11 protein-coding genes are annotated in these 13,661 nt (G+C 66.8%); 7 read left to right on the plus strand and 4 right to left on the minus strand.

Annotation, left to right across the window (positions count from 1 at the left end):
• Positions 1–115: 115 nt before the first annotated feature.
• From SOM39_RS03485 to SOM39_RS03500, 4 genes are all read left to right on the plus strand, one after another.
• Positions 116–2,179, plus strand: a complete 2,064-nt coding sequence (locus SOM39_RS03485; protein ID WP_320457483.1) for a 3-hydroxyacyl-CoA dehydrogenase NAD-binding domain-containing protein — start codon at positions 116–118, stop codon at positions 2,177–2,179.
• 159 nt (positions 2,180–2,338) lie between these two features.
• Positions 2,339–3,199: a pirin family protein gene (locus SOM39_RS03490; protein ID WP_068853632.1), complete on the plus strand. Its 861-nt coding sequence runs from the start codon at positions 2,339–2,341 to the stop codon at positions 3,197–3,199.
• 64 nt (positions 3,200–3,263) lie between these two features.
• Entirely contained in the window at positions 3,264–3,992 is a 729-nt protein-coding gene (aqpZ, locus tag SOM39_RS03495) for an aquaporin Z (protein WP_320457484.1), read from the plus strand.
• Between the two features lie 195 nt (positions 3,993–4,187).
• On the plus strand, positions 4,188–4,649 hold the full coding sequence (locus SOM39_RS03500) for a hypothetical protein (protein WP_210130831.1): 462 nt from the start codon (positions 4,188–4,190) through the stop codon (positions 4,647–4,649).
• Positions 4,650–4,720: 71 nt separating this feature from the next.
• On the opposite strand, the gene SOM39_RS03505 is transcribed toward SOM39_RS03500, so the two are convergent.
• Positions 4,721–5,572: a pirin family protein gene (locus SOM39_RS03505; RefSeq protein WP_068853634.1), complete on the minus strand. Its 852-nt coding sequence runs from the start codon at positions 5,570–5,572 to the stop codon at positions 4,721–4,723.
• A 203-nt stretch (positions 5,573–5,775) separates the two neighbouring features.
• Here SOM39_RS03505 and SOM39_RS03510 point away from each other — a divergent pair, with 203 nt between their 5' ends.
• Together SOM39_RS03510 and SOM39_RS03515 are read left to right on the plus strand one after the other, a co-directional pair.
• Entirely contained in the window at positions 5,776–7,857 is a 2,082-nt protein-coding gene (locus SOM39_RS03510; RefSeq protein WP_068853635.1) for a carbon starvation CstA family protein, read from the plus strand.
• Entirely contained in the window at positions 7,857–8,081 is a 225-nt protein-coding gene (locus SOM39_RS03515; protein ID WP_068853636.1) for a YbdD/YjiX family protein, read from the plus strand. Before SOM39_RS03510 ends, SOM39_RS03515 begins: the two co-directional genes overlap by 1 nt.
• A 306-nt stretch (positions 8,082–8,387) precedes the next feature.
• Here the strand turns inward: SOM39_RS03515 and SOM39_RS03520 are convergent, their stop codons facing one another.
• From SOM39_RS03520 to SOM39_RS03530, 3 genes are all read right to left on the minus strand, one after another.
• Positions 8,388–9,638 carry a DUF819 domain-containing protein gene (locus SOM39_RS03520; RefSeq protein WP_320457658.1) on the minus strand — a complete coding sequence of 417 codons (1,251 nt, stop codon included), beginning with the start codon at positions 9,636–9,638 and terminating at the stop codon, positions 8,388–8,390.
• 113 nt (positions 9,639–9,751) lie between these two features.
• Positions 9,752–11,041 (minus strand): HAMP domain-containing sensor histidine kinase, encoded by a 1,290-nt coding sequence (locus tag SOM39_RS03525; protein WP_320457485.1) that lies wholly within the window; start codon positions 11,039–11,041, stop codon positions 9,752–9,754.
• The gene (locus SOM39_RS03530) at positions 11,028–11,729 is read right to left on the minus strand and encodes a response regulator transcription factor (protein ID WP_217537764.1); all 702 of its coding nucleotides are present in this window, start codon (positions 11,727–11,729) and stop codon (positions 11,028–11,030) included. The genes SOM39_RS03525 and SOM39_RS03530 overlap by 14 nt, the downstream gene beginning before the upstream one ends.
• 133 nt (positions 11,730–11,862) lie before the next feature.
• Here SOM39_RS03530 and SOM39_RS03535 point away from each other — a divergent pair, with 133 nt between their 5' ends.
• Entirely contained in the window at positions 11,863–13,575 is a 1,713-nt protein-coding gene (locus SOM39_RS03535; protein ID WP_320457486.1) for a glycosyltransferase family 39 protein, read from the plus strand.
• Positions 13,576–13,661 lie beyond the last annotated feature (86 nt).

Genomic DNA, 13,661 nt, shown 5'->3' on the forward strand with positions numbered 1-13,661 from the left:
TCACCGCCATGAACCGGGTGCTCCTCCCCCCCCCCAGCTATAGGGATTTGACGGGGAGGAAACAACCTCTGGATCATAGCCCCCTTCTCCATACACAACCGGATGGAACGCCTCCATGCTCTCAGGCTTCGATGGGCTCCGCTTCTCACATTGGCACCCCGAGATCCGTGACGATGGTGTCGTGGTGCTCAGCCTCGACCGCCACGACAGCAGCGTCAATGCGATGTCGCAGGACGTGTTGCTGGAACTGGGCGACCTGGTCGAACGCCTGGCGCTGGACCCGCCCAAGGCAGTGGTGGTGCAGTCGATCAAGCCGGCCGGCTTCATCGCCGGTGCGGACCTGAAGGAATTCCAGGAGTTCGATCGCCGCGGCACCGTCAACGACGCCATCCGCCGTGGCCAGACCACCTACCAGAAGCTGTCCGAGCTGCCCTGCCCGACCGTGGCCGCCATCCATGGCCACTGCCTGGGCGGCGGCACCGAGCTGGCGCTGGCCTGCCGCTACCGCGTGGCCTCCAACGATCCCTCCACCCGGATCGGCCTGCCCGAAACCCAGCTCGGCATCTTCCCGGGTTGGGGTGGCAGCGCGCGGCTGCCGCAGCTGGTCGGCGCCCCCGCCGCCATGGACATGATGCTGACCGGCCGCAACCTGTCGGCATCGGCCGCCCGCAACATCGGCCTGGTCGACAAGGTCGTCGCCCCGGCGGTGCTGCTCGACACCGCCGTCGCACTGGGCCTGTCCGGCACCACCCGCCCGTTCAAACAACGCCTGACCGCCTGGGCCACCAACACCTGGCTGGCGCGCAGGCTGCTCGCCCCGCAGATGGCCAAGCAGGTCGCGCGCAAGGCCAGGAGAGACCACTACCCCGCCCCGTATGCCCTGATCAACACCTGGGCACGCACCGGCGGCAGCGGCATCCAGGCCCGCTTGGACGCCGAACGCCGCGCCGTGGTCAAGCTGGCCGGCACCCCGACCGCGCGCAACCTGATCCGCATCTTCTTCCTGACCGAGCGCCTCAAGGCACTGGGCGGAAAGGACCACGGCATCCGCCACGTGCACGTGGTCGGCGCCGGCGTGATGGGCGGCGACATCGCCGCGTGGTCTGCGTACAAGGGCTTCGAGGTCACCCTGCAGGACCGCGAACAGCGCTTCATCGACCCGGCCATCGAACGCGCCCAGGCCCTGTTCGCCAAGAAAGTGCGTGACGAGAGCAAGCGCCCCGCCGTCGCCGCCCGCCTCAAGGCCGACCTCGCCGGCGACGGCGTTGCCGTGGCCGACCTGGTGATCGAAGCCATCATCGAAGATGCCGAAGCCAAGCGTGGCCTGTACCAGACGCTCGAGCCGAAGATGAAGGCCGACGCCCTGCTGACCACCAACACCTCCTCCATCCCGCTGGTGGAACTGCGCGACCACATCCAGCGCCCGGCCCAGTTCGCCGGCCTGCACTACTTCAATCCCGTCGCCCAGATGCCGCTGGTGGAAATCATCCACCACGACGGCATGGCCGCGGAAACCGAACGCCGCCTGGCCTCGTTCTGCAAGGCCCTCGGCAAGTTCCCCGTGCCCGTCGCCGGCACCCCCGGCTTCCTGGTCAACCGCGTCCTGTTCCCCTACATGCTCGAAGCGGCCACCGCTTATGCCGAAGGCGTGCCCGGCCCGGTCATCGACAAGGCCGCCGTCAAGTTCGGCATGCCCATGGGACCGATCGAACTGCTCGACACCGTCGGTCTGGACGTCGCCGCCGGCGTCGGCAAGGAACTGGCCCCGTTCCTGGGCCTGCAGATCCCCGCTGCCCTGCAGACCGTCGAACCGGGCAAGCGCGGCAAGAAGGATGGCCAGGGTATCTACAAGTGGGACAACGGCCGCGCCCAGAAGCCGGACGTACCGGCCAATTACCAGGCGCCGGAGGACCTGGAGGACCGCCTGATCCTGCCGCTGCTCAACGAAGCGGTCGCCTGCCTGCACGACGGCGTGGTGGCTGACGCCGACCTGCTCGACGCCGGCGTCATCTTCGGCACCGGCTTCGCCCCGTTCCGCGGCGGCCCGATCCAGTACATCCGCGCCACCGGCGCCGATGCGCTGGTGGAGCGCCTGAAGGTACTGCAGCAGCGCCACGGCGACCGTTTTGCCCCGCGACCGGGTTGGGATGCGGCAGTGCTGCGCGAACCGGTGATTTAAAGAATCGATTGATCGAAGCAGAAACGCCACCGAAAGGTGGCGTTTTTGTTTTGCATCGGGGGCTGATAAACGAAACAACCTGTTACCCGAACGGGCCATGCAGCAGATGAAACACCGTGCAATGCTTCCAACCTGTCCCCCGCCAGCGAGAAAGCCCGCATGACGACCATCATCGCCCCGCGCGTCCATGACATCGGCGGCCTCGAAGTCCGCCGCGCCGTGCCCAGCATCCAGGCGCGCAGCGTCGGCCCGTTCGTGTTCGTCGACCAGATGGGCCCCGCCGTGATGGGCGCCGGTGCTGGCATCGACGTCCGCCCGCACCCGCACATCGGCCTGGCCACCGTCACCTTCCTCTGGTCTGGCGCCATCGGCCACCGCGACACCCTCGGCTCCGACCAGGTGATCCGCCCCGGCGACGTCAACTGGATGACCGCCGGCCGCGGCATCGCCCACTCCGAACGCACCCCGCCGGTCGAACGCGAACACGACCACCCCATCCACGGCATGCAGACCTGGGTCGCACTGCCGAAGGCGTATGAAGAAACCGCGCCCGCCTTCTACCACCACGCCGCCGCCACCCTGCCCGAGCAGCGCCGCAATGGCGCGTGGCTGCGCGTCATCGCCGGTCGCGCCTACGGCGAAGAATCCCCCGTTAAAGTCTTTGCCGACACCCTCAACGTCGCCATCGACCTGGACCCCGGTGCCGAACTCGACCTTGATACCGGCCACGTCGAACGCGCGCTCTACATCCTGGAAGGCGAGGCCCAGCTCGACGGCGTCGATCTGCCCGCCCAGCATCTCATCATTCCCGAAGCCGGCGCCCGTGGCCGGTTGCGTGCCAAGACGCCGTTGAAGGCCATGCTGCTCGGTGGTGAACCGCTGGACGGACCGCGCCACCTCTGGTGGAACTTCGTGTCCAGTTCCAAGGAACGCATCGAGCAGGCCAAGCACGATTGGGAATCGGGTGCTTTCGGCAACATTCCCGGCGACGACAAGGAATTCATTCCACTGCCGGCGTGATGCGCGCCCGTTGCATCATCCGATTTCCGACGTGATTCCCCCTGGGCATCCGTGGAGATCTTCAATGAGCATGGGCAAGCGTCTGGCCGCCGAATTCCTCGGCACCTTCTGGCTGGTTCTCGGCGGCTGTGGCAGCGCCGTCCTCGCAGCGAAATTCGGCGGTGACGGCAACCCGCTGGGCATCGGCTTCCTCGGCGTCGCACTGGCTTTCGGCCTCACCGTACTGACCGGCGCCTACGCGTTCGGCCACATCTCCGGCGCCCACTTCAACCCCGCTGTCAGCGTCGGCCTGTGGGTCGGCGGGCGCTTCCCGGCACGCGACCTGCTGCCCTACATCGTCGCCCAGGTGCTGGGCGGCCTGCTGGCCGGCTTCATCCTGCTGCAGATTGCCTCCGGCGCACCCGGCTTCCAGATCGACAGCAGCCAGGCCGGTGCCTTCGCCAGCAACGGTTACGGCGCACTCTCGCCCGGTGGCTACAGCGTCGCCGCCGCCTTCCTGTGCGAAGTGGTGCTCACCGCCCTGTTCCTGGTGGTCATCATGGGTGCCACCCACGGCCGTGCCCCGGCGGGCTTCGCCCCGATCGCCATCGGCCTGGCCCTGACCCTGATCCACCTGATCAGCATCCCGGTCACCAACACCTCCGTGAACCCGGCCCGCTCCACCGCCGTGGCGGTGTTCGCCGGCAGCGGCGCGCTTGGCCAGCTGTGGCTGTTCTGGCTGGCCCCGCTGCTGGGCGGCCTGATCGGCGGCATCGCCTACAAATGGATCGGTGCCGATGGCCCACCCCGCTAACCGGGTTCAGAATCATTTGAAACGGTTATTTGAAGAACCGGTCACATTCCGTTAAGGTCGAAATCACCAGACCGTCACCTGACGGGTCCTTCCGGTACGCGCATGGGGCATGCGCAGCACATCGGCCAGGGAACGCTTGGCCACCGGAAGCGCCCGCAGGGGACGGCACGGCTACTTGCACACTTGGGGGAACGCATGAAGATCCTGCACGCCTTGATATTCCTTGGCCTTTCACTGACGGCCGGCATCGCCACGGCGCAATCGGCCGCCAAATGCCCGGCACTGCCCGAATCCAGCGGCCTGCAATGGCAGGAACAGTCTGCGGCCACCTACGTGCTCTGCAAGGCCACTGCGGCAGACGGGCGCGAAGTCATGACCATGATGCTCACCGGGCGCGACCCGGATATTCCGCTGCCTCGCCCGCTGCGCCAGGAAAAGGGCAACTTTGCCGGTGAGTCGCTGTACTGGTACCAGCCTGACCTGGGCGGACAGCAGCCGCCGGGGTATGCCACCCGCCGCATGACCGTGGTCAAGTTCGACAAGAACCGCTACGCGCAGATTTCGCTGTATCCCAGCGACGCCAGCGAGCTGCGCGCGCTGCAGACGTTGTCGCAGGGCATGAACCTCAATCCGTCGGCGGTCGCCGCGGAGCGGTGACACCCGGTAGCGCCGGCCGTTGGCCGGCACCCGGATCGCCTGGGCCGGCCAATGGCCGGCGCTGGCTTGTTTCAGAAGCGGCCTTCCTGGAAATCCACGAAGGCCTGCATCAGTTCCTGCCGGGTGTTCATCACGAACGGGCCATGGCGCATCACCGGCTCCCGCAACGGCCGCCCGGCGACCAGGATCAATCGCGCTCCACCGGCGCCCGCGCGCAGCTGCAGCAGTTCGCCGCCACCGAGCACCGCCATTTCCTGCCGGTCGACCGGACGCGCGTCATCGCCGTCGCCAATCGTCAGCCCGCCTTCGAACACATAGGCGAACGCGTTATGCCCTTCCGGCAGCACGTAATCCCAGGCCGTGCCTGCATCCAGCTGCACATCCAGGTACAACGGATCGGTGGCCGGCTGCACGATCGGGCCGACCGTGTCGCCCACCTGCCCGGCGATCACCTTGACCTGCACGCCCGGCGCCGGCTGCGCCAGCGGGATGCGGTCCGGCGCGAACTCCTGGTACTTGGGATCGGTCATCTTGTCGCGCGCCGGCAGGTTCACCCACAACTGGAAGCCGCGCATCTGCCCCGATTCCTGCTCGGGCATTTCCGAATGCACCAGGCCGCGGCCGGCGGTCATCCACTGCACGCTGCCCGGGGTGAGCAGGCCCTCGTTGCCGTGGTTGTCCTTGTGCCGCATGCGCCCGTCGAGCATGTAGGTCACGGTTTCGAAGCCGCGATGCGGGTGGCTGGGGAAGCCTGCGATGTAGTCCTCGGCGCGATCGGTGCCGAATTCATCCAGCAGCAGGAACGGGTCAAGGTCCGGCAGCGAGGGACCACCGATGACCCGGGTCAGGCGCACGCCGGCCCCGTCGGAGGTGGCCATGCCACGGATGGTGCGCTGCACGCGCACCGGGGTTGGGCTGCTCATGTTGACTCCGGCGAAAGGAAGATGGATACAAGATGGGCGCAGCCCCCGGAGGCGCCAACCGTCATGCCCGCAACCGATTGTTCCAAGCGTGGTGTTCTGTACCCGTGTACGACCAAAGTACTAGCGGCAAGCCTCCGCAGGCGCATTGACCCGGTCACTGCCAGGGCGGACCCTTACGGAGTTCTTCAGGGAGACGCAATCTCATGAAAGGTTTTTCCAAGCTGGGTTGGGCGGCGCTCGCGCTGCTCGGCGCATTCTGTCTTGGCACCGTCGCATTGCGGCGGGGCGAACACATCAACGCGCTGTGGATCGTGGTCGCCGCAGTCTCCATCTATCTCATTGCCTATCGCTTCTACAGCCTGTTCATCGCCGACAAGGTGATGCAGCTGGATCCCACCCGGGCCACGCCCGCGGTGATCAACAACGATGGCCTGGATTACGTGCCGACCAACAAGCACGTGCTGTTCGGCCACCACTTCGCGGCCATCGCCGGTGCGGGGCCGCTGGTGGGCCCGGTGCTGGCAGCGCAGATGGGCTACCTGCCCGGCCTGCTGTGGCTGGTGGTGGGCGTGGTCCTGGCCGGCGCGGTGCAGGACTTCATGATCCTGTTCATTTCCAGCCGCCGCAACGGGCGTTCACTGGGTGACCTGGTGCGCGAGGAAATGGGCCAGGTGCCTGGCACCATCGCGTTGTTCGGCGCATTCCTGATCATGATCATCATCCTGGCGGTGCTGGCGATGGTGGTGGTGAAGGCACTGGCGGAAAGCCCGTGGGGCATGTTCACGGTGATTGCGACGATGCCCATCGCGATCCTGATGGGCATCTACATGCGCTACATCCGCCCGGGCAAGATCGGCGAAATTTCGGTGGTGGGGTTGATCCTGCTGCTGCTGGCGATCTGGTACGGCGGCAAGGTGGCGGCGGACCCGGTCTGGGGCCCGGCCTTCACCTTCACCGGGATCCAGATCACCTGGATGCTGATCGGTTACGGCTTCGTGGCCTCGGTGCTGCCGGTGTGGCTGCTGCTGGCCCCGCGCGATTACCTGTCGACGTTCCTGAAGATCGGCACGATCGTGGCGCTGGCCATCGGCATCCTGATCGTGATGCCGGAGCTGAAGATGCCGGCGCTGACGCAGTTCGCGGCAAGCGGCGATGGTCCGGTGTGGAAGGGCGGCATGTTCCCGTTCCTGTTCATCACCATTGCGTGCGGTGCGGTGTCGGGCTTCCATGCGCTGATCGCGTCGGGTACGACGCCGAAGCTGCTGGCCAATGAGCGCCACATGCGCTACATCGGTTACGGCGGCATGCTGATGGAATCGTTCGTGGCGGTGATGGCGCTGGTGGCCGCTTCGATCATCGATCCGGGCATCTACTTTGCGATGAACAGCCCGGCGGCGGTGATCGGTGCCGATGCGGTCTCGGCGGCACACTACATCACCACGACGTGGGGCTTCACGATCACGCCGGAGCAGCTGGAGGCGACGGCGGCGGCGATTGGCGAGCCGACGATCCTGCACCGTGCGGGTGGCGCGCCGACGCTGGCGGTGGGTATCGCGCAGATCCTGCACCAGGCGATCCCAAGTGGCAGCAACGCGATGATGGCGTTCTGGTACCACTTCGCGATCCTGTTCGAGGCACTGTTCATCCTGACGGCGGTGGATGCGGGTACGCGTGCGGGCCGCTTCATGCTGCAGGACCTGTTGGGCAACTTCATCCCGGCGCTGAAGAAGACCGAGTCGTGGACGGCGAACATCATCGCGACGGCGGGCTGCGTGGCGCTGTGGGGCTATCTGCTGTACACGGGCGTGGTGGATCCGTTCGGTGGCATCCAGACGTTGTGGCCGCTGTTCGGCATCTCGAACCAGATGCTGGCGGGTATCGCGCTGATGCTGGGTACGGTGGTGCTGTTCAAGATGAAGCGTGACCGCTATGCGTGGGTGACGGCGGTGCCGGCGGTATGGCTGCTGATCTGCACGACGTATGCGGGGCTGATCAAGATCTTCGACAGCAATCCGGCGCAGGGCTTCCTGGCGCAGGCGCACAAGTTCCAGGATGCGATTGCGAGCGGGACGATCACGGCACCGGCCAAGACGGTGGGGCAGATGCAGCAGATCGTGGTGAACGCGTACGTCAACACGGGGCTGACGGTGCTGTTCCTGTTCGTGGTGTTCGCGATCCTGGCCTATGCGATCAAGACGATCGTGGTGGCACGCCGTACGCCGCAGCGCACGGACCGTGAGACGGAATACGTGGCGCTGCAGCCGCACCAGATGGCGGACCTGTGATGAGCACGGGTCTGGTTCCGGTCGGGCAGTACCAGGCGCACCGACGCATCTGGCGGCGCCTGGTGCAGACGGCACGTCTGTGCTGCGGGATTCCCGATTACGACAACTACGTGCGGCACGTGCTGGAAAAGCATCCGGACCGCACGCCGATGGACTACAAGACGTTCTTCCGCGAGCGTCAGGAAGCGCGTTACGGCGGCCGCAATGGGGGTCGCTGCTGCTGACATTGGCGCTATCGCGCTGTTGAACGGTAGGTCTCGACCGTTGGTCGAGACGGCTTCTAGAAGCGAAAAGGCGGCGCATCTGCGCCGCCTTTTCTTTTTGGCTCTGCATTTCCAATGGCTATGGCGGGGCGCCGGTGGGGGTGCGGGACACGCCGTGAACCCATCCCTGGGGGCTTGTAGAAAACATCCATGTTTTCTACAGTCCCGCACCCCCACCGCCGCCCCGCCATCCACAGATGGCTGATGACGGAACCGAGAGCAGGTAGCGCCGGCCGTTGGCCGGCCTTCCCGATACTGATGGTGTCGTTATGCTCCGGCCATCCATTTAAGGATCAAGCCGGTTACGTATGCCAGACCGGTTCCCGTGGCGTATCCGACTGTTCCGAGGAGCACCCCCACCGGCGCCAGGCTGGGATGGAACGCCGCTGCCACCACGGGTGCCGATGCCGCTGCGCCGATGTTGCCCATCGAGCCGATGCCGAAGAAGAACAACGGCGCTTTGACCAGCTTGGCGACAGTCCACAGGACGAGGATGTGGGTGAGCATCCAGATCACGCCGAGCAGGAACAGCCACGGGCGGTCCAGCAGGGACAGCAGGTTCATCTGCATGCCGATGCAGGCAATCAGGAAGTACAGAAACACGGTGCCCAGGCGGGATGCGCCTGCCGATTCGAGCCTGCGTGCGCGGGTGAAGCTCAGGCCGAGGCCGAGCAACGTGGAGAGCAGGACCACCCAGACGAAGGCGCTGTCGAGGCTGAACTGGCTGGCCCAGCTGATGTGGGCTTTGAACCAGGCGCTCAGGGGGGCGGCGATGGCGTGGGCCAGGCCGACGCCGCCGAGGGCGACGCCGACGATCAGCATGAGGTCGGTGAGGCTGGGAATGCGGGCATTCTGGGCCTCATAGGCACTGATGCGCGCTTTCATTTCGTCGATGGCGCGGGTGTCGGCGCCGTTGCGGGTGTCGATCTGGGTGGCGCGGTTGGCCAGGAACAGCAGGACGGCCATCCACAGGCTCGCGCAGGCGACGTCGACGACGGCGAACTGGCCGAAGGTGGTGGCGTCGGTGCCGAATACTTCGCGCATGGCGACCATGTTGGCGCCGCCACCGATCCAGCTGCCGGCCAGTGCGGCCATGCCGGCCCAGGTGTCGCCGGCGACGGTTTCCGGGTGGATCCAGGACATCAGCTGGAACGACACCACGGCGCCTAGCATGATGCCGAAGGTGCCGGCGCAGAACACGATGAGCAGCTTGGGGCCGAGCTTGAGGATGCCCTCGAGGTCGATGGAAAGGGTGAGCAGCACCAGGGCGGCGGGCAGCAGCACGTCGCGGGCGATGGGGTTGTAGAGGGCGGTGTCGTGGCCGTCGATAAGGCCAGCGGTGTTGTAGATGGCCGGGATGAAGTAGCACAGCAGCAGGGCGGGCACCCAGGCGAAGATTTTCTTCAGCAGGGGGGTCGGGCCGCTGGCGGCCCAGAAAATCAGGGCCAGGGTGGCGGCGATCAGGCCAAGGCCAACGATGTCGCTGGTGATGAGGGCAGTACTGGGTTCGGTCGGCATGCGATCCTCTGTCGATCGAAAGGGCAAAAAAAAGCGCCGCATGATGCGACGCCTTTTTGAGCTTAACACTGTCTTCACCACATGCCACGTTGCGCTGCCGCGCACTGCCTCGGCTACCCTGGCAGCGATGCGCTCAGGTCGAGGATGACGCGGGTACCGCGCGGTTCGCTCTGTTCGATGGTGAGTGCCCAGCCGAGGTGTTCGCACAGGCGGGCGATCAGTTCGAGGCCGATGCCGCTCTGTCCGTTGCGATCACCGCGGGCCATGCGCGCGTAGACCGCGGCAATTTCTTCAGGGCTCATGCCTTCGCCGGGATCCTGCAGGGTGACCACGGCACGGTCGGATACGTTGATGGTGATGGTGCCGCGGCCACTGTTTTCGATGGCGTTGCGCAGCAGGTTGCCGATCGCGGCCTGGACAACGCCGAGCGGCGCGATGATGTCCACGTTGGCCAGGCCCTGCACGGCGATCTGCAGGTCCTTGTCGCCCATCAGGTGGCGATGGTCTTCGATGATGTCCGGCACCAGCTGGTCCAGCGGGATGCGTTCCTTCAACGCGGCCAGGCGCGCCGGTTCGCGCGCGAGTACCAGCAGCAGCTGGATAAGCTGCTCCACGCCCTGGGCGGTGCGGTGCACGCGCTGCATCTGCTGGCGCGCACGGTCGGGCAGCGCGGGCTGCTCCAGCGCCAGTTCGGCGGCGCCGGTGATCACCGCGATGGGGGTGCGCAGTTCGTGGCTGGCGGTGCTGATGAACACCCGTTCGCGTTCCACGAACTGTTCGTTGCGGGCCAGGTAGTCGTTGAGTGCGGCGGCGATGACGTACAGCTCGGAACTGCCGCGCGGGTCGACTTCGACGCGCTGGCCAACCACGCCGGGCTTGAGGCCGTCGATATGCCGGGCCAGAGACCGCAGCGGGCTGACCAGGCGGCTGACGCCGAACGAGGCCATCACTACCGTCACTACGATCATCACCACGCTGGCCAGCATCACCCAGCGGGTGGCGAATTCTTCCAGGTCGTGGAAGTCGTTGATGTCCAGCACCAGTGCAAGCCGGCCCTGCCCGGCGGTGTCGCGCACCATCACCGCGCTGGCGCGGCCGGCGATTTCCACGCCGTCGTGCAGGCCCGGATGCAGGGTGCGCAGGATCGGCGGAACACCGGGACTGCCATCGACGGTGAACAGGCGCAACGTGTCCGAGTCCTGCCAGCGGTAGTGCGGTTCGTGTTCGATGTGGCTGACGATGCTGTCCAGTTCGGAGTTCAACAGTGCGCGCCACGCCGAATGCTCGGCATGCTCGTGCACGTAGTTGCCCACGCTGAACACCGCCAGCGAGATCAACGCCAGGTAGCCCAGCAGCCACCAGACCAGCCGCCGGTGCAGCGGCGCGGGCTTACGCAGTTTCATCGTGGCCTTCGGTGGCCGGCGCACCCAGGCGATACCCCACGCGCGGCAGGGTATGGATGAGCTTGTGCTGGAACGGACCGTCCACGCTGCGGCGCAGTTCGTAGATGTGGGAACGCAGCAGGTCGCCGTCGGGCAGCTCATCGCCCCACAGCGCGAACTCCAGCTGCTGGCGGGTGACCGCCGCCGGGCTGGCGCGCATCAGCACTTCCAGCAGCTTGCGGCAGGCCGGGTACAGGTGCAGGGCCTGGCCGTCGCGCTGCGCTTCCAGCGTGGCCAGGTCCAGGGTGAGATCGGCTACTTCCAGCACCTTGCGCGGGTTGCGCCCCTGCGCGCGCACGCGCAGCGCTTCCAGCCGGACTTCCAGTTCCGGCAGGGCGAACGGCTTGGTCAGGTAGTCGTCGGCGCCGGCGCGGAAGCCGGCGATCTTGTCGGGCAGTTCGTCGCGCGCGGTGAGCATGATCACCGGCACTTCCGAACCGTGCTCGATTCGCAGGCGGCGCAGCACGTCGGGGCCTTCCATGCGCGGCAGCATCCAGTCCAGGATCAGCGCGTCGTAGCTCTGGGTGGCGGCCAGGTGCAGGCCGGTGACGCCATCGGGGGCGACGTCGAGGACATGGCCACGCGCTTCGAAATACTCGAACAGGTTGGCGACCAGTTGGCGGTTGTCTTCAATGACCAGGAGCCGCATGCGTCGGGAACTCGGGAGTGATACCGCCATGGTAGCCCGTGGAATGTCGGAATCCGGTCGCAATCGCCCCGGTTCGACGCCTTTCTTACATCGGCTGGGCGACAGTGCGGGCTTTCCAACCGATCCCTTGCCCTTGCAGACGATCCTGACCCGCCATCGGTGGCGACTGCTGACCTGCCTCGCCCTGCTGTTGGCCCTTGCCGCAGGGATCGGACTGCGCGCCCCTACCCCGCCGGATGAGCCCCGTTTCGTGCTGGCCGCCCGGGCCATGGTCGAGACCGGCCAGTGGCTGCTGCCCCACCGGGGCAGCGAACTGTACGCCGAAAAGCCGCCGGTGTTCATGTGGATCCAGGCGGCGACCTACCAGGTCATCGGGAACTGGAACCTGGCCTTCCTGCTGCCCTCGCTGCTGGCCGCGCTGGCCACGTTGTGGCTGAGCTGGGATCTGGCGCGGCGCCTGTGGAACCGGCGAATCGCCTGGTGGGCGCTGCTGGCGCTGGCCAGCTGCCTGCAGTTCGGGCTGATGGCCAAGCGTGCGCAGATCGACATGGTGCTGGTCGCGCTTACCACCCTGTCGTTGTGGGCGCTGCTGCGCCACCTGCTGGAACGGCCGAACACGCTGATGCTGTGGGTGGCCGGGTTCGCCGCGGGTCTCGGCACGGTCACCAAGGGCGTGGGCTTCCTGCCGCTGCTGGTGCTGCTGCCGTGGGCGCTGTGGCGCTGGAAAGGCCAGCCGCGGCCTGGCGCTGCCCTGCCCCGAGCGCGTTCACTGCTGTGGCTGATACCGGCATTCCTGCTCGGCACCGCCGTGTGGCTGGGCCCACTTGGGATCGCGCTGCTCAATGACCCCTCGCCGGAGCTGCAGGGCTATGCGCGCGAACTGCTGTTCAAGCAGACCGGCACCCGCTATGCCAATGCCTGGCACCACGTGCAGCCGGCCTGGTACTACCTGCAGGTGATCGCCACGCTGTGGCTGCCCGGCAGCCTGCTGCTGCCCGCGCTGGTTCCGGCGTGGTGGAGGCGCCTCAAGCGCCTGGATGGGCGCTACTGGCTGCTGCTGGGCTGGGCGCTGCTGGTGCTGCTGTTCTTCAGTGCCAGCCCCGGCAAGCGCGAGGTCTACATCTTCCCGATGCTGCCGGCGCTGTGCGTGGCCGCCGCCCCGCTGCTGCCGGGACTGCTGCGCCGGCCCGGTCCGCGCTGGCTGCTGCTGGCCTACGTGCTGGTGCTGGGCGCGGCGGCGCTGGGGATCGGCGCGCAGTTGCTGGGCGACGGTGCCTGGGCGCATGCGCAGCTGGCCAAGCGCGGCATGCCGGAAACCCTGCTGCCGGTACTCGGGGCGTGGCTGCTCGGATTCGGCATTGTGGTGCTGCTGTTGGCCGCCTGGCTGCGCCAGCGGCGCGCCGGCACGCTCGCGGTGCTGACTGCCGTGTTGCTGTGGAACCTGCACGGCTGGGGCCTGATGCCTGCATTGGGTCCGTACAGTTCTTCATCGGCATTGATGCAGCAGGTCGGCGAGCGGATCGGCCCGTCGGCCGAGCTGGGCGCGCTGGCCTGGCGCGAGCAGAACCTGCTGCAGGCCGACCGGCCGGTGACCGACTTCGGGTTCAAGCGCCCCTGGGACGAACAGTGGCATGACGCTGGCCCGTGGCTGGCGCAGGCGCCGCACAACCGCTGGCTGCTGGTGCTGGAACAGGCGATCAGTCCGTGCGTGGATCGCGCGCAGGCAGTGATGATCGGCAGTGCCAACCGCAACCGCTGGTGGCTGGTACCCGGCACGGCATGGAATGCAGCCTGCCACGCGGAACTGTCCAAGGATGCAGCCGCCGGCGTGGACGATGGTGACTGAATCGCGGATGCACAGCGCGGCCGATTAACGCGCGGGGAACATCGCTCCGACCGGTCTCCGACACGCCGCTGACGACCATGGCGCCG

This window comes from Stenotrophomonas sp. CFBP8994 (genome assembly GCF_034044835.1).
GTDB lineage: Bacteria > Pseudomonadota > Gammaproteobacteria > Xanthomonadales > Xanthomonadaceae > Stenotrophomonas > Stenotrophomonas rhizophila_A.

What these genes read in the sequence shown, in the direction of transcription:
- SOM39_RS03525 (WP_320457485.1), bottom strand. Translation starts at nt 11,041, where the DNA reads ATGAAACTGCGTAAGCCCGCGCCGCTGCACCGGCGGCTGGTCTGGTGG.
- SOM39_RS03490 (WP_068853632.1), top strand. Translation starts at nt 2,339, where the DNA reads ATGACGACCATCATCGCCCCGCGCGTCCATGACATCGGCGGCCTCGAA.
- aqpZ (WP_320457484.1), top strand. Translation starts at nt 3,264, where the DNA reads ATGAGCATGGGCAAGCGTCTGGCCGCCGAATTCCTCGGCACCTTCTGG.
- SOM39_RS03510 (WP_068853635.1), top strand. Translation starts at nt 5,776, where the DNA reads ATGAAAGGTTTTTCCAAGCTGGGTTGGGCGGCGCTCGCGCTGCTCGGC.
- SOM39_RS03530 (WP_217537764.1), bottom strand. Translation starts at nt 11,729, where the DNA reads ATGCGGCTCCTGGTCATTGAAGACAACCGCCAACTGGTCGCCAACCTG.
- SOM39_RS03515 (WP_068853636.1), top strand. Translation starts at nt 7,857, where the DNA reads ATGAGCACGGGTCTGGTTCCGGTCGGGCAGTACCAGGCGCACCGACGC.
- SOM39_RS03520 (WP_320457658.1), bottom strand. Translation starts at nt 9,638, where the DNA reads ATGCCGACCGAACCCAGTACTGCCCTCATCACCAGCGACATCGTTGGC.
- SOM39_RS03500 (WP_210130831.1), top strand. Translation starts at nt 4,188, where the DNA reads ATGAAGATCCTGCACGCCTTGATATTCCTTGGCCTTTCACTGACGGCC.
- SOM39_RS03505 (WP_068853634.1), bottom strand. Translation starts at nt 5,572, where the DNA reads ATGAGCAGCCCAACCCCGGTGCGCGTGCAGCGCACCATCCGTGGCATG.
- SOM39_RS03485 (WP_320457483.1), top strand. Translation starts at nt 116, where the DNA reads ATGCTCTCAGGCTTCGATGGGCTCCGCTTCTCACATTGGCACCCCGAG.